Genomic DNA, 17,166 nt, shown 5'->3' on the forward strand with positions numbered 1-17,166 from the left:
CTTCACCGGGGCACACCGCGTTCAACCTTCTCAGGCGCGTCCGTGCGAAACGCGGGAACGGCGGGCCAGCGAGTCAATAATCACCGCAATCGCCAGCACGCAGCCGGTAATGATGTAGCGTAGCGATGACGGCAAATTCAACAGCGTCAAACCATTCGAAATCGACTGAATCACGATGATCCCCAGCAGAGCGGACCAGGCGCTTCCGCGCCCGCCGAACAGACTGGTACCGCCGATGACCGCCGCCGCAATGGCGTTCAGGTTCACGTCACCGGTCCCGGCCTGCTGGCTCGCCGAGGCCAGCCGGGAAGCGGCCAGAATGCCGCCAAAGGTGGCGAGCGTGCTGCAGAGTACAAAAGCGCTGACGTAAATAGCCCGCACGTTGATCCCTGAACGACGTGCGGCTTCGCGGTTGCCGCCGACGGCAAACATAGATCGCCCCCATTGAGTCCGCTTGAGCGCATAGTTGAGCATCATCACGAAGGCGACGAACAGGCCGAAAATCCACGGTACGCCGCGCCCGAGATTAAGATAGAACACGGCGGCTTCAAAGATGACCGTAAGCAGAATCGCGCGCAACAACAGTGAGCTGACGGCTTCCGCCGACAGGTTCGCTGCCAGGCGGCGCGTACGCGTTTTGAGGCCAAATATCAGAATCGCCAGCCCGGGCAGCAGCGCCATAAGATGAGAGAACCAGCCCGGCATCACTAGCAGCTGGCCAAAGCGCACCAGCGGAGAGGCGTAGGGCAGGTTAATGCTGCCGCTGGGCCCGAGGATATACAGCTGCAGCCCGAGCAGGGCCAGCAGGCCGGCGAGCGTCGCGACGAAGCTTGGCATGCCGACGCGGTTATACAGCAGAGCGTAAAGCAGCCCGACGGCGATACCGCACAGCAGCGCAACGGCAATCGCTGCGGCAACCGGCCAGCCGGCATTAACCCACAGCACGCCAACAATCGCCGAAGAGAGTCCGCTCATTGAGCCCACCGAAAGATCGATTTCGCCGAGCATCAGTACGCAGACGATCCCCAGTGAGATAAACCCAACGGTAGCACAGTCAAAAAGCAGGTTAACCAGGTTATTGGGTGCGATATAGACCGGGTTGAGCCAGGTGAAAACCAGGGAGATCACGATCAGCCCGGCGATGACCGGCGCGGTCCCCAGATCGCCGGTTTTGATACGATTGAACTGCGCACGTACCACGCCGAACAGGCCGTCGTTGTGCTGGACGCGCTCATCGCTGCGATCCAGAGCGGGGCGGGATGCTGTCTTGCTGTTCATAAAATTAAATCACTCCGGAAGCGCTAGACTGTGATTTTCGTTCGACGCGACGTGAAACGGCGTTCTCTGTTGCGCCGGTAATGGCCGCCACCAGATCCTGATTTGAGGCGTCGGGGGTAAAGATGCCTTTATTGCGCCCGAGCCGCAGCACCACGATGCGATCGGCCACCGCACGGACGTCTTCCATGTTGTGGCTGATGATAATGACGCCGAGGCCGCGCTCGCGAACGCGCTCAATCAAATTGAGCACTTCCGCCGTCTGGGCCACGCCGAGCGCGGCGGTGGGCTCATCAAGCATGATGATTTTGGGGTTCATCAGCAGCGAACGCGCGATCGCCACCGTCTGGCGCTGGCCGCCGGAAAGCGAGGCAATCGGCTCGCGCACCGACGGGATTCTGGCCGCCAGCTCCTGCAATAGCGTCCAGGCCCGCACCTCCATCGCCACTTCGTCCAGCTGCAGCGGCGAAATTTCGTGGCCTAAAAACAGGTTCGCGACGACGTCGAGATTTTCGCACAGCGCTAAATCCTGAAAGACCGTGGCGATACCGTACTCCAGCGCCTTGCCCGGACTGTCGAGAGTGATGGCTTTACCGTCAAACTCAATAGTGCCGGTCGTGGGCTGGTGTACGCCGGCGAGAATTTTCACCAGCGTGGATTTTCCCGCGCCGTTATCGCCCACCAGGGCGACCACTTCGCCGGCATGAACCTCCAGCTCGATATCCGTCAGGGCGGAGACCGCGCCGAAGTGTTTTGAGACATGACTCAGTTTTAAAATTGGTTGCCTGGTGTTGGCGACGATGTCTTGTTGTTGCGACATAAAAAAGACCTCAATGATGGCGAAACTACGCCCGTCGGCGACGACGGACGTAGGGGCAGCATTACTTCTCAATACCTAATTTCTGGCAGGCTGCGGTGTAATCACCGGTACACACCTGAGCGTAGGTCTGGATCTTTTTATCGAAAATTTCCGCTTTGATATTTTTGGCGGTGATGACTGCCGGGGTAAACAGCTGAGAAGGCGTGTTGTACAGCGTGGTGCTCGCCTGCGGTTTCTTACCCTGAATGAGTTCTACGGCCACTTTCGCCGCGGCCGCGGCAACGATTTCTGACGGTTTGGAGATGGTGTTGTACTGGTCGCCAGCGATGATGAGCTGCAGCGCGGCAATCGTCGCGTCGTTCCCGGTGACCGGCGGAACCGGCTGTACGCCGGCGGCTTTAAAAGCGGCAATGGCGCCGCCGCCGGTGCCGTCATTGGCCGCGACGACGCCTTTAATTTTGTCCCCGAAGCGGGTGATCTGCCCGGCGGCCCACTCCTGCGCTTTTGGCGGCGCCCATTCCGGAGTATCAAACTCCGCGAGGGTGGTGTAACCCGACGCTTTCAGCCCACGAAGAATACCATCGCGGATAAGCCCTGCGGCGGCATCGGTCGGCGAGCCATTAATCTGCAGGACGCCGGCCCCTTTTGGCACGCCGCTCTCTTGCAGATGATTAACCAGCGATTGTGAAATCGCATAGCCGATACCTTCGTTATCAAACGAGACGTAAAAATCGGCAGGCTTGTCGGGGATCGGGCGATCGTAAGCGATCACTTTAACATCCTGAGCCTGGGCATTTTCGACCAGGGCGGCGGCCGCGGAGGAGTCAACCGGATCGAGAACGATAATCTTCGCTCCCTGGGCAATGACCGAATTGAACTGCTGCTGTTGCAGCGTCGCGCTGGCGTTAGCGTTTTGATAAATGACCTTACACTCTGCGCACAGTTTGCTCATTTCCGCTTTGAAACCGGGGAAATCATGCTGCTCATAACGCGTGGAGGCCTGGTCGGGCATGAGAAATGCCACGGTGGCGGATTCGGCCGCTTGTGCCGACGCGGAAATACCGCCGGATATTGTTGCGAGTGCGATAAAAATATTACGGTAATTCATTATATTACCCTCTTTTTTATGTGCTTGAGCCCGCCAGCCTGAGCCGACGTCATAAAGACTTTTTTAATAAGAGTTACCAATAATTCACATGTAGGATACTTCGGTTTTACATTTGCTCAACCGATGAAGCAGGATTACCACCGCACTAAAACGGAGTCAAGAAATGGAAAAAAGTCGATGCGGATTTGTGATTGGCTGCAAAGAATTGCATAAAAAGTGATCGGGTAATTTGACCGACTCGGGAACAAAAAACGGACGGAGAAGTGAGGGAGAAAAGAACAACAACGGGCGGTCAAGGACCGCCCGGGGGGATTACTCTTCGCTGAGGAACAGCTCCAGCAGCGAGTTTAAAAACAGCTTACCGTGCTCGGTTATCTGCCAGCAGTGCTCATCTTCAGCCAGGTAGCCCTGGGCGATGGCAGCATCAATTTGCGGCCGGATCACGCGTTCTTCCAGACCGGTATAGCGGCAGAATTCACTGCGCGGTGCCGCCTCCAGCAGACGGAAGCGGTTCATAAAGAACTCGAAGGGTTTGTCGGCGGCTGCCACGTCATGCTGGCGTTCGAGGTAGCGGCCTTCCATGTAGCCCCGCGGATGGCGCGTTTTTGCCGTACGCAGAATGCGCCCGTCCGGGAAGGTGATTTTCCCGTGCGCGCCGCAGCCGATGCCAAGGTAGTCGCCAAAGCGCCAGTAGTTCAGGTTGTGCTGACACTGATAACCCGGTTTGGCATAGGCCGAGGTCTCATACTGCTGATAACCTGCCGCCGTGAGCAGACGATGTCCCTGCTCAAAGATATCCCACAGGGCGTCGTCATCCGGCAGCACCGGCGGACGGGAGCCAAACAGGGTATTTGGCTCAATGGTCAGTTGATACCAGGAGAGATGCGGCGGATTAAGGTCGATGGCCTGACGCAGATCGTCCAGCGCCTCTTCCAGCGACTGATCCGGCAGGCCGTGCATCAGGTCAAGATTGAAGCTGCGTAGCCCGAGACCGCTGGCCAGGTGCGCCGCCCGTTTCGCCTCTGCGGGGCCGTGAATACGGCCCAGGCGCTGCAGTTTAGGTTCGCTAAAGCTTTGCACGCCGATGGAGATGCGGTTCACGCCTGCACGCTGGTACTCCACGAAGCGATCGGCTTCCACGGTGCCTGGGTTGGCTTCCATGGTGATCTCCGCACCCGCGGCCAGCGGCAGGCAGTCGCGCACGCCGTCGAGCAGAGTTTGCATGGCCGGCCCGGAGAGCAGGCTCGGCGTCCCCCCGCCAATGAAAATCGTGCCGATTTCACGTCCCTGGGCATAGGCTGCATCGGCCCGCAGGTCGGTCAGCAGATGCTGCACATAATCATCGTGCGGCACCTCGCCCTTTAGCGCATGCGAGTTGAAGTCGCAGTACGGACATTTCTGCACACACCATGGGATATGAATATACAGGCTCAGTGGCGGCAAATTAGCCATTACGTAACGCTTCCAGTAACAGTTTCAACGCGCGCCCGCGATGGGAAATCGCGCTTTTTTCTTCACGGCTGAGTTCCGCCGCGGTCTTGCCCTCGGACGGAACAAAGAAGATCGGGTCATAGCCGAAGCCACCGCTGCCCGCCGCCTGACGGGTAATGACCCCAGGCCAGCTGCCGTGACAAACAACCGGCGTCGGGTCGGCCGCATGTCGCAGATAGACCAGCACGCAGTGGAATTGTGCCTGACGCTGGTCGTCCGGGACGTCCTTCAGGGCAGCGAGCAGTTTTTCCAGGTTCTGCTGGTCGGTAGCGTCTTCTCCGGAGTAACGCGCTGAATAGATTCCCGGCGCGCCGCCCAGCGCGTCTACCGCAATACCGGAATCGTCGGCAATCGCCGGTAAGCCGGTTATCTGTGCGGCATGGCGGGCTTTCAGAATCGCATTTTCGATAAAGGTCAGTCCGGTTTCCTCGGCGGAATCCACGCCCAGCTCGGTTTGAGCAACGATATCCAGTCCAAAATCTTCCAGCAGCGAGGCCAGCTCGCGAACCTTCCCGGCGTTACCGGTGGCGAGAACAACTTTTTGCATCATTAATCCTGTCTATTTTGTCAGTGCCGCGACCGCAGTCGGGATCTGTTGCGGGTTGATGATTTTTATCTGTTTGTGGCGACCAAGCTCCCCTTTTTCAAGCAGAACCTGGCTTTTCGCGACACGAAACTGTTTGGCGAGGAATTTAACCAGATGGGCGTTAGCCTGGCCATCTACGGGGGGAGCGGTAATGGCGACTTTCAGTTCGTCGCCATGTAAACCAACGATGCTATCACGGCTGGCCTTGGGCTGAATATACAGCCGCAACACCAGCCCGTCAGCGCAGGCTTCGACGGCACTCATAGCGCCATCCACAGCCCCGGAAGCAGAACGTTACCCGTCGCCTGCAGCAGTTCGGCGATGCCCATATTGACCACGTACAGCAGTAGCACCAGCACCATCGGCGAAAAGTCGATACCGCCCATTGACGGCAGCATTTTGCGGATAGGGCGCAGCAGCGGGTCGGCCAGCTGCATCAGAACGAACTCCACCGGACTACGGCCCTGGCTTACCCAGCTCATGATCGCCATCAGCAGCAGTACCCAGAATATCAGCAGGCCGACGGTCTTAATCAGAATCAGCAGCGCGGAGATCCAGATAATTGGCTGGAAGGTGACCACCATAAACAGCACGATGGCTTTCACAACGCAGAGAATAAAGGCGATCAGCAGCGAGGAGCTGTCGATGGGGCCCATGGCCGGGATAATGCGTCGCAGCGGCCCGACGACAGGCTGGGTGACCTTAACGACAAACTGCGAAAACGGGTTGTAAAAATCGCAGCGTGCCCACTGCATCCAGACGCGTAGCAACATGATCATGGTGTAGAGTTCAATGACCGTTGCCAGCAGGAAAGTCAACGTCTTCATGGCGTTCCTCAGATTCCTTAATTTTTGCTGTAGTCGCGCGCACCGAAAATTGCGGTACCGATGCGCACCATCGTGCTTCCCGCCGCGATTGCGGCTTCCATATCATCCGACATGCCCAAAGACAACGTATCGACCGTAGGGTATTGCGTTTTCAATCGCGCAAATGCTACCGCCATTTGTTGGGCCACGGCAAACTGCCTTACATATTCTGACTCAGGTGCCGGAATTGCCATTAACCCGCGTAGACGCAGGTTGGGCAGGGCGGCAATCTCCGCTGCCAGTCCATCCAGCGCATCAAACAGAATGCCCGACTTGCTCTGTTCGTCACTAATGTTTATTTGAATCAAGACATTAAGCGGCGGAAGGTGCGAAGGGCGCTGCTCGCTAAGCCGCGTGGCGATTTTCAGACGATCGACGGTGTGGCACCAGTCAAAGTGTTCCGCCACCAGACGACTTTTGTTGGACTGCAGCGGCCCGATAAAGTGCCACTGCAGCGAAGAGGCGCCTGCTTCCTGGAAGTAGCGGATTTTTTCCACCCCTTCCTGGACGTAGTTTTCGCCAAAGGCCACCTGGCCTGCGGCTATCGCTTCTTCAATGGCACTCGCAGGTTTAGTTTTACTCACTGCAAGCAATGTAATTTCTTCTGGAGTGCGGCCGCAGCGTGCGGCAGCGTCTGAGATTTTGTCCCGGACCTGTGCCAGGTTATGCGCAATATCGTTCATATTCCGAGGATGTGTTATGGAGCTGGAAGAAATCGTGGCCCTTAGTGTAAAGCATAATGTCTCCGATCTACACCTGTGCAATACCTCGGCAGCGCGCTGGCGTCGGCAGGGAAAGCTTGAGCCGGCGCCATTTCACACGCCGGATATTGTGAAATGGCTTGACAGGTGGCTCGATGAGAAACAGCGCGCGCACTGGCGGGCCAACGGACAGGTGGATTTTGCTTTAGCCCCCGTCGGCGTCCCGCGCCTTCGCGCCAGCGCATTTTCTCACGCCCGGGGTATTTCATTAGCGCTACGTCTGTTGCCGGAAAGCTGCCCCCGGATTGAGGCGCTGCGTGTACCGGCGGCGCTGACGGAACTGCTGAATGAAGAAAGCGGTTTGATTCTGGTGACCGGCGCCACCGGCAGCGGTAAGTCGACCACCCTCGCGGCGATGGTCAACCATCTCAACCAGCAGCGTGAAGGGCATATTCTGACGCTGGAAGATCCGGTGGAGTTTGTCCATCACAGCGAGCGATGCCTGATTCAACAACGTGAAATCGGACGTGACTGCCCCTCTTTTTCCTCGGCGCTGAAGGGGGCGCTGCGCCAGGATCCCGATGTGATTCTGTTGGGTGAGCTGCGCGACAACGAAACGATCCGCCTGGCGCTGACCGCCGCGGAGACCGGACATCTGGTGATGGCCACGCTGCATACCCGAGGTGCGGCACAGGCGATTGAGCGTCTGGTGGATGTCTTCCCCGCGCAGGAAAAAGAACAAATACGCAGCCAGCTAGCGGGAAGTTTATGTGCGGTGCTGGCACAAAAATTATTGCCGACAGCGTCAGAGGGAAGAGTTGCGCTATATGAGCTTTTGGTGAATACCCCAGCGGTAGCGAATTTGATCCGCGAGGGGAAAACTCATCAATTGCCGGGGATTATGCAAACCGGTCAACAAGCCGGAATGCTGACTTTTACGCAAAGTTTTCAACAACGTGTGGCAGCGGGCCTGTTATAAGCGCTGTTTTAATATTCAGTTGTCATGCCAGTGTGTTGTTATCGTAATGTTTTATTAATGTTTGTGGTTATTATGGCTGAATATAATTCAGTCATAAATGACTACGTCAAATTAACGACCTCAGTGAAATAGCGAATGGCATTTTACTCGCAGAACAAAGAAAAAAATAAGATTATCTTTTGACACTTTTCGCATGTTCGACTTATGCTGTTCATGGAAATAGGATGTTTCCTGTGAAATAGTGTTTTAAAATGTAAATTTATTAATTTTTTGTAATTTTAGGTTTAATTCATTTAACCACCATGATGGTGGGTGTTTGCTAAGGAGAGTTTTAAGTGATTAATTTTTCAGATAATTTATCTTTTTCTCGTCAGGTTGTTTTTATTACTCACCCGTCAATTCAGAGTAAGGCGTTTGCCACTTACCTGACCGATACATTGTCAGTTATGGTGACACTTCATAATATTAACAAACCGCTAACTCAGCATCTGCCGAAAGAATCGGTAATATTATTCGATATCGCCGTATCGAATAAAAAGCTCAACGGGGTATGGCGAGATGTTATTCAATCTTATGCGGAAAATCCGCGGCTACTGATTATCAACAGCGCCCAAAAATATGAGCTTTATGAAATGGCGCAGTGGCCTGCGCTGTATGGCGTTTTCCGCCATGACGATGATGAATCGCGCTTAATTGAGGGTGTTAAGGCCGTACTTAATGGCGAACAGACGGCTGAATTGAGCGTGATGCACCCGGCGATGTATGCCGCGGACCATACATCGATCCCGGCGGAGAGTTCGCCGCTCACCGAGCGTGAATGTGAAATTCTCAATGAATTACGCTGCGGCGCAACCAACATGGATATTGCTCGCGCGCTGTTTATCAGTGAAAACACGGTACGTACACATCTGTACAATGTTTTCCGTAAGCTGAGCGTAAAAAACCGCACCCAGGCAGTCAGCTGGGCGAATGAACATTTACGCCACTAGGCATTAAGACAGGCGAAAGAACAATGGCGCCACTTTGCAGAAGAGGGCGCCATCATTATGGCTTCGGGATCAGAAGCCCTGCTCGAAGTAGCTTTCCAGAATAATCACCGCGGAGGCAGAATCAATGCTGCCTTTGTTCAGGGCGCGGAATCCACCGTGCTCAAATAGCCCGGCACGAGCTTCTACCGTGCTCAAACGCTCGTCGTGCAGAGTGATTTTCACCCCAAAGCGGCCGTGAATTTTATTGGCGAAGTTACGTGCGCGCGCGGTGAGCGGTTGCTCAGTTCCGTCCATATTCAGCGGCAGGCCGACGATGACCGCCTCTGGTTGCCACTCTTTAAGCAGTTTTTCGATAACGTTCCAGTCCGGTTTACCATCCTGTGCCTTCAGCGCAGGAAGCGGGCGTGCGGTACCGGTGATGCGTTGACCGACCGCAACGCCGATACTTTTGGTTCCGAAATCAAAACCCAGCAGCGTTCCGCTCATTATGCATGCCCCGCTATGCCGGGCATCGTCACAATGTCGATACCGATCAGTTTCGCCGCCTCGCGCCAACGATCGGCAATAGGCGTTTTAAACAAAATATTCTGATCCGCCGGGGCCGTCAGCCAGGCGTTATCAAGGATTTCCTGCTCCAGCTGACCCTTTTCCCAGGAGGAATAGCCCAGCGCGACCAGGACGTTAGCCGGCTGCTTGTCCGTGCCGAGCGTTTCGAGTACGTCGCGGGAAGTGGTGATCACCGTGTTATCGGAGATGCGAATGCTGGAGGAAAAATCAGAAGGCGGTGAGTGCAGAATAAAACCGCGATCTTCCGCCAGCGGCCCGCCGAGCATCACCGGCTTATCCAGACGAATCTCCGGATTGCGCGGTTCAGCGACAATGTTTAACTTTTCCAGAATTCCGTCAATCTGCAAGTTTTCCAGCGGCTTATTGATGATAATGCCCATGGCGCCATCGTCGTTGTATTCGCAGATATAGACCACGGAGCGGCGGAATATCGGATCCTGAAGAGCAGGCATGGCAATCAGAAAGTGATGCTGTAAATTCATTGTCAGAGGTTCTGTTCCTGGTTCAAAAAGCAGCACCCAGTATGCGGGTAAAGCAAGGACCTGTCGATTCAACTTTATCTTTCAGGCGACAGGGGCGTTGATTTCCTCGCTCAACCCGGTCACATAGTGGACTATGCTCCCGGGTACTCGCTGCGTCATCGCCTGCCTGTAGCCCGAAATCTTTCGTTGAATCTCGCGGCGTATCTTTCAGGCGACAGGGGCGTTGATTTCCTCGCTCAACCCGGTCACAGAGTGGACTATGCTCCCGGGCACTCGCTGCGTCATCGCCTGCCTGTAGCCCGAAATCTTTCGTTGAATCTCGCGGCGTATCTTTCAGACGACAGGGGCGTTGATTTCCTCGCTCAACCCGGTCACAGAGTGGATTATGCTCCCGGGTACTCGCTGCGTCATCGCCTGCCTGTAGCCCGAAATCTTCCGTTGAATCTCGCGGCGTATCTTTCAGGCGACAGGGGCGTTGATTTCCTCGCTCAACCCGGTCACAGAGTGGACTATGCTCCCGGGCACTCGCTGCGTCATCGCCTGCCTGTAGCCCGAAATCTTTCGTTGAATCTCGCGGCGTATCTTTCAGACGACAGGGGCGTTGATTTCCTCGCTCAACCCGGTCACAGAGTGGACTATGCTCCCGGGCACTCGCTGCGTCATCGCCTGCCTGTAGCCCGAAATCTTTCGTTGAATCTCGCGGCGTATCTCCCAGGCGACAGGGGCGTTGATTTCCTCGCTTAACCCGGTCACAGAGTGGACTATGCTCCCGGGTACTCGCTGCGTCATCGCCTGCCTGTAGCCCGAAATATTTCGTTGCATCAGTAGATCTTGCAGACTAACAATACGGGGCTGTTAGCCTGAGAGAGATCCTATTTTCCGAGGCGCTTCTCGATAGCATCCATCAGCATACCGGTGATGGAGATCGGGAACGCGGCTTCAATTTCACGCACGCAGGTTGGGCTGGTGACGTTAATTTCCGTCAGACGATCGCCGATGATATCCAGACCGACAAAGATCAGCCCTTTGGCTTTCAGCGTTGGCCCGACGCGGCGCGCAATGGCCCAGTCGCTATCGCTCAGCGGACGGGCTTCGCCACGGCCACCGGCAGCAAGATTACCGCGGGTTTCGCCACCCTGTGGGATACGCGCCAGGCAATAAGGCACCGGCTCACCGTCGACAACCAGCACGCGCTTATCGCCATCTTTAATGGCCGGCAGGTAGTTCTGCGCCATGCAGTAACGGCTGCCCAGCTCGGTCAGGGTTTCCGCAATTACCGGCAGGTTCGGATCGCCCTCTTTCACGCGAAAAATAGAGGTACCGCCCATGCCGTCCAGCGGTTTCAGAATAATGTCGCCGTGTTTTTCCCAGAAGGCTTTCAGCTGGGCCTTATTGCGGGTCACCAGCGTTTCCGGAGTCAGGTCGGCAAACCAGGCGGTAAACAGCTTCTCGTTACAGTCGCGCAGGCTCTGCGGCTTATTGACGATCAGCGTGCCTTTATCTTCAGCACGTTCAAGAATATAGGTCGCGTAAATAAACTCGGTATCGAACGGCGGATCTTTACGCATCAGAATGACGTCGAGATCCGCCAGCGGCAGATCCTGCTCAGCGGTAAACTCATACCACTTATCGTAATTCTGCTCCACGCTGAGCTTGCGCGTGCGGGCGCGGGCTTCCCCGTTGATTAAGTACAGGTCGTTCATCTCCATATAATGGAGTTCATAGCCGCGACGCTGCGCTTCCAGCAACATAGCGAAGCTGGTGTCTTTCTTGATGTTGATGGTTGCGATGGGGTCCATCACGATGCCGAGCTTGATCATTGTTATTCTCCGTTAACGCTTCAACCTAAGTCGCCAAAACGCACCTGCAGCGCGGTAATGGCAGTGAGCGCAGTTGTCTCTGTACGCAGAACGCGCGGTCCCAACAGAATATCAGTAAACTGGTAGCGAGCGGTCATCGCTATCTCTTCCGCTGACAGGCCGCCTTCCGGGCCAATCAGCAAACGAACGCGTTCAACCGGCAACGGCAGCGTGTTGATACTGGCGCTGGCGCGCGGGTGCAGATTGAGCTTCAGGCCATTATCCTGCTCAGCGCACCAGGCCTCCAGCTGCATCGCCGGGCGAATCTCCGGCACCACGTTGCGGCCGCTCTGCTCGCAGGCAGCGATGGCGATTTTTTGCCACTGCTGGATCTTTTTCTGCAAACGTTCGGCATCCAGTTTAACGCCGCAGCGCTCGGAAAACAGTGGCGTTATGAGGCTTACACCAAGTTCAATCGATTTCTGGATGGTGAATTCCATCTTTTCGCCGCGCGACATCACCTGGCCCAGGTGAATATGCAGAGGGGATTCGCGATCGTCTGGTTCGCTGCCAATCACGTCAACTAACACGTTTTTCTTTCCGGCTTCGGCGATCACCGCCTCGAAAACCTGATTACTGCCGTCAAAAAGCTGGATTGCCTGGCCTTTGCCCATACGTAATACGCGGCCAACGTGATTGGCGGCATCGTCAGAGAGGGCGATTTGACTGCCCACGGTAACAAGTTCCGGGTGGTGGATGCGAGGGATGCGCATGCTGGGTATTCCGTTCTTCGCGCAGGTGCCGTTTTTCCCTGGCGGGGAAGCGGCGCCTGCAAATTAACAATTGCCGCTAGTGTAGGTTAGCTCTTTTGCGCCTGGCAAGCTTGCTGGACGTACGGATTGTGGTTGCCCTGTACTTTAGCGATACGCTCGTCGCGTTCGCACTCCCAGGAGGTGACCGGATACATCTTATCCCAGGCAGTAAAAAGCTGGGTTTGCTGGCGGGAGAGGGTCAGCTGATAAGTATCGCGCATATAGAAGTAGGTACGGGCGATAGAACCGCGGGCGCGGGCGGGCGGCTCGGCAACCTTATCCTTAAAATCGACCTTCATGGCGCATTGGCCGTACTGGCCTTCGCCGCCGTTCCACTGGCTATACATAAAGTTGGCGCGGTCGCCGTTAACTTCGCCCACGGCCGGCTGCAGGTTGTGCATATCGCTTTCCATCTTGCGATAGACCGGATCTTTGGCGCAGTTTTTCCGCCCGCCGTCCTGCCAGCACTGGCGCTGGTGGCCAAACTGCCAGGCCGGAACGACATGCTCCCACTCGACCCGACTGGCGCGGTTTTCATTTTTACGCACTTTATAACCGCAGGACTCCAGATCGATAACCCCTTTTTTCCCCTGCCAGTCAATTTTACAGCCGCAGTAGAAATCGCCGGGGACATCGGCATTGACCTTAACCCCGGCGGCTTTCGCCTGGGAGAAACTGTTGATTCCTTCGGCCGCGACCTGGCCGCTACAGGCGGCAGTCAGAAACGCCGCGGCAAAAACATAAATACGGGACATCGTGAACTCCGTGTCAAAACGAGCCCGCAACGTAGCGAATGCGATTGTCAGATGCAATCAGTCAGATCAGAAAATTTCCAGTTGTAGCCGATATTTACTCTTCAGCGACCAGCAGATCGCCGCAGCGAATGCAGCGGTAGGTGGCTTCTCCCCGAACCACGCGGTTGTGGCGACGGACGGTAAGCTGATGTTGCTGGCACTGGCAGCGGTAGGGGAAGGTGTTCTGGCGAACGGAGTCGAGTTCAAAACGATGGGTGCGGCGGGCGGCGACACCGAGCACGCTTTCCATCATCCATTTCCACTCTTTGCCGTGCGGCGCCACGCGGCCGAAGTGTTTCCAGACCAGCAGATGCGCCAGTTCATGCGGGACGACCTCATCGATAAAGGCCTGCTGGTTTTCCAGCAGCAGTACCGGGTTGAGGCGAATTTCGTTCTTTTCCAGCCAGGCGGTACCGGCAGAGGTGCCGCGCTGCTGATAGACCAGACTTGGTTCCGGGTACTGACGGCCAAGCTTGAGGTTTGCCTGGGCGAGCTTTTCCCGCAGGCTGCGCATAACGGCCTGCTGAATGGCGATGGGAATTCGGGGCGTTTTCATAGCGCCAGAGGATAGTGCGCCGTGAAGGGGAGAGCAAGAGGCAGACGCTTCCTCCCGCCGGGGGAGGAAGCGTTAACGGTCAGTCGCGAGCGCCGATTTCGCGCAGCGGGCGGCCTTTCATCAGGTTACGTTCGATGTGTTCCAGCGAAACGTTTTTGGTTTCCGGGATAAGCCACAGCGTCAGCAGAATGAACAGGACGTTCAGAGCGCCGTAGACCCAGAAGGTGTTCGCGCTGCCCAGCGAGTTAAGCATGGTCAGGAAGGTGGCGCCGACGATCATATTGGCAATCCAGTTGGTTGCCGTAGAGCAGGTGATGCCGAAATCGCGGCCTTTGAGCGGCTGAATTTCGGAGCACAGGACCCAGATCAGCGGGCCGGCGCTCATGGCGAAGCCAACGATAAACATCAGCAGCATCAGCACAGCGAAGTACTGGGCGGCGGCTGAGTGAATACCCATGTGCATCATGGCGCCCAGCACGCCCATACCGGCGGCCATGACGATAAAGCCGAGGATTAGCGTCGGTTTACGGCCCCAACGGTCAACCAGGCCGATAGCGATGAAGGTCGCCAGCACGTTGGTCAGACCGACGATGACGGTCCCCCACATCTGTTCGGTGGTGTTGGTATAACCCGCCAGTTCAAAAATCTTCGGCGCGTAATACATGATGACGTTCATCCCGGTGAACTGTTGCATCACCTGCAGCAGGATGCCGAGGAATACGGCACGGCGGAAGTTGCTGTTCTCTTTAAACAGCTCCCAGCCAGACTGCTTGATCTTCAGGCTTTCACGGATTTCATCCAGCTCGCGTTTGGCTTCGGCGCTGGTATCACGCAGGCGCATCAGCACGCGTTCCGCATCAACAAAGCGGCGTTTGGCTGCAAACCAGCGCGGGCTGTCCGGCAGAAAGATAACGCCAATCAGCAGCAGAATCGCCGGGATGATAATCACGCCCAGCATCCAGCGCCATGCGCCGCTGTAGCTGAAGGCGGTGTCCGACAGATAGGCGCCGAGGATCCCGATGGTGATCATCAGCTGGTACATGGAGATCATACTGCCGCGGATTTTTTCTGGCGCAATTTCCGACAGGTACAGCGGGGCAGTGTACGAGGCGACGCCAACGGCCAGGCCGAGCAGCACGCGGGAGACGAGCAGCACTTCAACGTTCGGGGCGGCAGCGGAGAACAGTGAACCGGCGACGAACAGGATCGCGCCGATCATCAGGCTCTTTTTCCGCCCGAGACGGAAGGAGAGCCAGCCGCTGCCGACGGCGCCGACCGCAGCGCCGAACATCATGGAGCTCACCACCCACTCCTGAGTGTGAGCGCTAATCTGGAACTCGTTGGCAATAAAGGGTAAGGCACCCGCAATAACACCGATATCAAGGCCGAAAAGCAGGCCTGCCAGCGCGGCGAGGAAACAGACAAAGAACGTCATCGTTTTGTTCGAGCGCCCTTGTTTTTTGTTGTCAGGCATAACGCCCTCCAGTTGAGTTATTGATTCTGTCGATGCTTAGGGTAGGGGAGTCTATCGCAAAAAAACGTGATATCAGTCACGGCTGTGTAATCGGTTACACCAAGGTAAAGAAAAGTAATCTATTAAAATTCATTAATTTCAAATAGATAAATGATTATGAATTTACCTGAGGAAAGCGATAATCAGATAAGCCTGAAACATAATGCAATATGGTGAAAAACTGTTTCACTAACGCATCATCATGCATGATTTGTGGCTATGGCTCTAATGTAATCGCTTTCATTAATTGTTGAAAAGGCTCGGCGGCAATGCGGCAGTGCGGGGGCGTCAGGGGAGAAGTGTCGAAGGGGGGAAAACAAAAAGGCCAGCTCGAAGCTGGCCTTTGAAACGGTAAAGCGCGCGCTTATTTCAGGCCGGCAGCTTCACGCAGCAGAGCGGCTTTGTCGGTTTTTTCCCACGGGAAATGTTCACGACCAAAGTGACCGTATGCCGCCGTCTCTTTGTAGATCGGGTGCAGCAGATCCAGCATCTGGATCAGGCCGTAAGGACGCAGGTCGAAGAATTCACGCACCAGCAGAGTCAGCTGCTCGGACGGCACTTTTTCGGTACCGAAGGTTTCCACCATAATAGAGGTCGGTTCTGCCACGCCGATAGCGTAGGAGACCTGAATCTCACAACGGTCAGCCAGGCCAGCCGCCACGATGTTTTTCGCGACATAGCGTGCGGCATAGGCCGCAGAACGGTCAACTTTAGACGGATCTTTACCGGAGAACGCGCCGCCGCCGTGGCGAGCCATGCCGCCGTAGGTATCCACGATGATTTTACGGCCGGTCAGACCGCAGTCGCCCATCGGGCCGCCGATAACAAAACGACCGGTCGGGTTGATGAAGAATTTGGTCGCGCTGTTCAGCCATTCAGTCGGCAGAACCGGCTTGATGATCTCTTCCATCACTGCTTCCTGCAGGGATTTCTGATCGATGTCTTCCGCGTGCTGAGTGGACAGAACCACGGCATCGATACCGACGATTTTGCCGTCGTCATACTGGAAGGTCACCTGGCTTTTCGCATCCGGACGCAGCCACGGCAGCGTGCCGTTTTTGCGCACTTCAGCCTGACGCTGCACCAGACGGTGAGCATAGGTGATCGGTGCCGGCATCAGAACGTCGGTTTCGTTGGTAGCATAGCCAAACATCAGGCCCTGGTCGCCCGCCCCTTGTTCCAGCGGATCGGCGCGGTCAACGCCCTGATTGATATCCGGGGACTGTTTGCCGATGGCGCTCAGTACGGCACAGGAGTTGGCATCAAAGCCCATATCGGAATGCACGTAGCCAATTTCACGAACCGTGTTACGGGTAATCTCTTCGATATCAACCCATGCGCTGGTGGTGATTTCACCGCCGACCAGCACCATGCCAGTTTTGACATAAGTTTCACACGCGACACGCGCTTTCGGATCCTGTTCAAGGATCGCATCCAGCACGGCGTCGGAGATTTGGTCAGCAATTTTGTCTGGATGCCCTTCTGATACGGACTCGGACGTAAAGAGGTGTTTTGCCATGTTTTATTTTACCTGTGGAGTATTCGTGTAGCTCATACTGTTGTGTGGATTAGCTGTGGTAGATGATTCTACCAAAACTTGCAGGTAGTGACACGAGCAGTCTGAGTGTTAATCAGTATAGACGGATTAACTTCTGGATGGCTATTTTAGGTCAAATCTTAATCCCATTTCCAGCCTTTTTTGATGCAGGTCGCATTGATGAAAAATAGAGGGTGGCAATTTTTCCTGCCATTCGCGGCAACTCGCCCATTTTTATTTTGCATTTTAGCCGGCTTATCGGTATAAAACGCCGCGCGCGGCTCATTAAAA

The 17,166-nt window shown here is 55.7% G+C and carries 18 protein-coding genes; 2 read left to right on the forward strand and 16 right to left on the reverse strand.

The features are described 5' to 3' along the window. Window positions 1-30 precede the first annotated feature (30 nt). The 8 genes from OQV00_RS03885 to OQV00_RS03920 form a co-directional block, all read right to left on the reverse strand. Window positions 31-1,278, reverse strand: a complete 1,248-nt coding sequence (locus OQV00_RS03885; protein WP_004867516.1) for a sugar ABC transporter permease — start codon at window positions 1,276-1,278, stop codon at window positions 31-33. 4 nt (window positions 1,279-1,282) lie between these two features. After that, entirely contained in the window at window positions 1,283-2,095 is an 813-nt protein-coding gene (locus OQV00_RS03890; RefSeq protein WP_004867514.1) for an ATP-binding cassette domain-containing protein, read from the reverse strand. A 61-nt stretch (window positions 2,096-2,156) separates the two neighbouring features. After that, on the reverse strand, window positions 2,157-3,203 hold the full coding sequence (locus tag OQV00_RS03895; protein ID WP_266279864.1) for an ABC transporter substrate-binding protein: 1,047 nt from the start codon (window positions 3,201-3,203) through the stop codon (window positions 2,157-2,159). A 312-nt stretch (window positions 3,204-3,515) separates the two neighbouring features. Next, complete coding sequence (gene hemW, locus OQV00_RS03900; RefSeq protein WP_015585745.1) at window positions 3,516-4,655, reverse strand: radical SAM family heme chaperone HemW; 1,140 nt, start codon at window positions 4,653-4,655, stop codon at window positions 3,516-3,518. Next, on the reverse strand, window positions 4,648-5,241 hold the full coding sequence (locus OQV00_RS03905) for an XTP/dITP diphosphatase (RefSeq protein ID WP_015585746.1): 594 nt from the start codon (window positions 5,239-5,241) through the stop codon (window positions 4,648-4,650). The genes hemW and OQV00_RS03905 overlap by 8 nt, the downstream gene beginning before the upstream one ends. A gap of 12 nt (window positions 5,242-5,253) precedes the next feature. Beyond that, window positions 5,254-5,544: a DUF167 family protein YggU gene (yggU, locus tag OQV00_RS03910; protein WP_032690761.1), complete on the reverse strand. Its 291-nt coding sequence runs from the start codon at window positions 5,542-5,544 to the stop codon at window positions 5,254-5,256. Next, window positions 5,541-6,107 (reverse strand): YggT family protein, encoded by a 567-nt coding sequence (locus OQV00_RS03915; protein ID WP_015585747.1) that lies wholly within the window; start codon window positions 6,105-6,107, stop codon window positions 5,541-5,543. Before OQV00_RS03915 ends, yggU begins: the two co-directional genes overlap by 4 nt. 17 nt (window positions 6,108-6,124) lie before the next feature. Then, window positions 6,125-6,829, reverse strand: coding sequence for a YggS family pyridoxal phosphate-dependent enzyme (locus OQV00_RS03920; protein WP_266279867.1), 705 nt, complete (start codon window positions 6,827-6,829; stop codon window positions 6,125-6,127). Window positions 6,830-6,845: 16 nt separating this feature from the next. Between OQV00_RS03920 and OQV00_RS03925 the strand changes: the two genes are divergently transcribed. Next, window positions 6,846-7,826, forward strand: coding sequence for a type IV pilus twitching motility protein PilT (locus OQV00_RS03925; protein ID WP_048023397.1), 981 nt, complete (start codon window positions 6,846-6,848; stop codon window positions 7,824-7,826). 335 nt (window positions 7,827-8,161) lie between these two features. Beyond that, the gene (locus tag OQV00_RS03930; RefSeq protein ID WP_015585750.1) at window positions 8,162-8,815 is read left to right on the forward strand and encodes a LuxR C-terminal-related transcriptional regulator; all 654 of its coding nucleotides are present in this window, start codon (window positions 8,162-8,164) and stop codon (window positions 8,813-8,815) included. Between the two features lie 69 nt (window positions 8,816-8,884). Here the strand turns inward: OQV00_RS03930 and ruvX are convergent, their stop codons facing one another. The 8 genes from ruvX to metK all read right to left on the reverse strand — a co-directional run bounded on the left by ruvX (window position 8,885) and on the right by metK (window position 16,857). Then, window positions 8,885-9,301 carry a Holliday junction resolvase RuvX gene (ruvX, locus tag OQV00_RS03935; protein WP_004867490.1) on the reverse strand — a complete coding sequence of 139 codons (417 nt, stop codon included), beginning with the start codon at window positions 9,299-9,301 and terminating at the stop codon, window positions 8,885-8,887. Beyond that, a complete protein-coding gene (locus tag OQV00_RS03940) occupies window positions 9,301-9,864 on the reverse strand; it encodes a YqgE/AlgH family protein (RefSeq protein WP_015585751.1) in 564 nt (187 codons plus the stop codon). Before OQV00_RS03940 ends, ruvX begins: the two co-directional genes overlap by 1 nt. 872 nt (window positions 9,865-10,736) lie before the next feature. After that, window positions 10,737-11,684: a glutathione synthase gene (gene gshB / locus OQV00_RS03945; RefSeq protein ID WP_004867487.1), complete on the reverse strand. Its 948-nt coding sequence runs from the start codon at window positions 11,682-11,684 to the stop codon at window positions 10,737-10,739. A gap of 20 nt (window positions 11,685-11,704) precedes the next feature. Then, window positions 11,705-12,436 (reverse strand): 16S rRNA (uracil(1498)-N(3))-methyltransferase, encoded by a 732-nt coding sequence (gene rsmE, locus OQV00_RS03950; protein WP_044350850.1) that lies wholly within the window; start codon window positions 12,434-12,436, stop codon window positions 11,705-11,707. A gap of 86 nt (window positions 12,437-12,522) precedes the next feature. Then, window positions 12,523-13,230 (reverse strand): deoxyribonuclease I, encoded by a 708-nt coding sequence (gene endA, locus OQV00_RS03955; RefSeq protein ID WP_004867482.1) that lies wholly within the window; start codon window positions 13,228-13,230, stop codon window positions 12,523-12,525. A 94-nt stretch (window positions 13,231-13,324) separates the two neighbouring features. Further along, window positions 13,325-13,825 (reverse strand): SprT family zinc-dependent metalloprotease, encoded by a 501-nt coding sequence (locus tag OQV00_RS03960; RefSeq protein WP_015585754.1) that lies wholly within the window; start codon window positions 13,823-13,825, stop codon window positions 13,325-13,327. 79 nt (window positions 13,826-13,904) lie between these two features. Next, on the reverse strand, window positions 13,905-15,299 hold the full coding sequence (locus OQV00_RS03965; protein ID WP_142632024.1) for a sugar porter family MFS transporter: 1,395 nt from the start codon (window positions 15,297-15,299) through the stop codon (window positions 13,905-13,907). A 403-nt stretch (window positions 15,300-15,702) separates the two neighbouring features. Next, on the reverse strand, window positions 15,703-16,857 hold the full coding sequence (gene metK / locus OQV00_RS03970; RefSeq protein ID WP_004867476.1) for a methionine adenosyltransferase: 1,155 nt from the start codon (window positions 16,855-16,857) through the stop codon (window positions 15,703-15,705). Between the last annotated feature and the right edge of the window lie 309 nt (window positions 16,858-17,166).

Source organism: Klebsiella sp. DY2415 (assembly GCF_026314315.1).
GTDB classification, from domain to species: domain Bacteria; phylum Pseudomonadota; class Gammaproteobacteria; order Enterobacterales; family Enterobacteriaceae; genus Klebsiella; species Klebsiella ornithinolytica.

What these genes read in the sequence shown, in the direction of transcription:
- OQV00_RS03895 (WP_266279864.1), bottom strand. Translation starts at nt 3,203, where the DNA reads ATGAATTACCGTAATATTTTTATCGCACTCGCAACAATATCCGGCGGT.
- OQV00_RS03920 (WP_266279867.1), bottom strand. Translation starts at nt 6,829, where the DNA reads ATGAACGATATTGCGCATAACCTGGCACAGGTCCGGGACAAAATCTCA.
- OQV00_RS03905 (WP_015585746.1), bottom strand. Translation starts at nt 5,241, where the DNA reads ATGCAAAAAGTTGTTCTCGCCACCGGTAACGCCGGGAAGGTTCGCGAG.
- yggU (WP_032690761.1), bottom strand. Translation starts at nt 5,544, where the DNA reads ATGAGTGCCGTCGAAGCCTGCGCTGACGGGCTGGTGTTGCGGCTGTAT.
- OQV00_RS03940 (WP_015585751.1), bottom strand. Translation starts at nt 9,864, where the DNA reads ATGAATTTACAGCATCACTTTCTGATTGCCATGCCTGCTCTTCAGGAT.
- metK (WP_004867476.1), bottom strand. Translation starts at nt 16,857, where the DNA reads ATGGCAAAACACCTCTTTACGTCCGAGTCCGTATCAGAAGGGCATCCA.
- gshB (WP_004867487.1), bottom strand. Translation starts at nt 11,684, where the DNA reads ATGATCAAGCTCGGCATCGTGATGGACCCCATCGCAACCATCAACATC.
- ruvX (WP_004867490.1), bottom strand. Translation starts at nt 9,301, where the DNA reads ATGAGCGGAACGCTGCTGGGTTTTGATTTCGGAACCAAAAGTATCGGC.
- rsmE (WP_044350850.1), bottom strand. Translation starts at nt 12,436, where the DNA reads ATGCGCATCCCTCGCATCCACCACCCGGAACTTGTTACCGTGGGCAGT.
- endA (WP_004867482.1), bottom strand. Translation starts at nt 13,230, where the DNA reads ATGTCCCGTATTTATGTTTTTGCCGCGGCGTTTCTGACTGCCGCCTGT.
- hemW (WP_015585745.1), bottom strand. Translation starts at nt 4,655, where the DNA reads ATGGCTAATTTGCCGCCACTGAGCCTGTATATTCATATCCCATGGTGT.
- OQV00_RS03965 (WP_142632024.1), bottom strand. Translation starts at nt 15,299, where the DNA reads ATGCCTGACAACAAAAAACAAGGGCGCTCGAACAAAACGATGACGTTC.
- OQV00_RS03915 (WP_015585747.1), bottom strand. Translation starts at nt 6,107, where the DNA reads ATGAAGACGTTGACTTTCCTGCTGGCAACGGTCATTGAACTCTACACC.
- OQV00_RS03960 (WP_015585754.1), bottom strand. Translation starts at nt 13,825, where the DNA reads ATGAAAACGCCCCGAATTCCCATCGCCATTCAGCAGGCCGTTATGCGC.
- OQV00_RS03885 (WP_004867516.1), bottom strand. Translation starts at nt 1,278, where the DNA reads ATGAACAGCAAGACAGCATCCCGCCCCGCTCTGGATCGCAGCGATGAG.
- OQV00_RS03890 (WP_004867514.1), bottom strand. Translation starts at nt 2,095, where the DNA reads ATGTCGCAACAACAAGACATCGTCGCCAACACCAGGCAACCAATTTTA.
- OQV00_RS03925 (WP_048023397.1), top strand. Translation starts at nt 6,846, where the DNA reads ATGGAGCTGGAAGAAATCGTGGCCCTTAGTGTAAAGCATAATGTCTCC.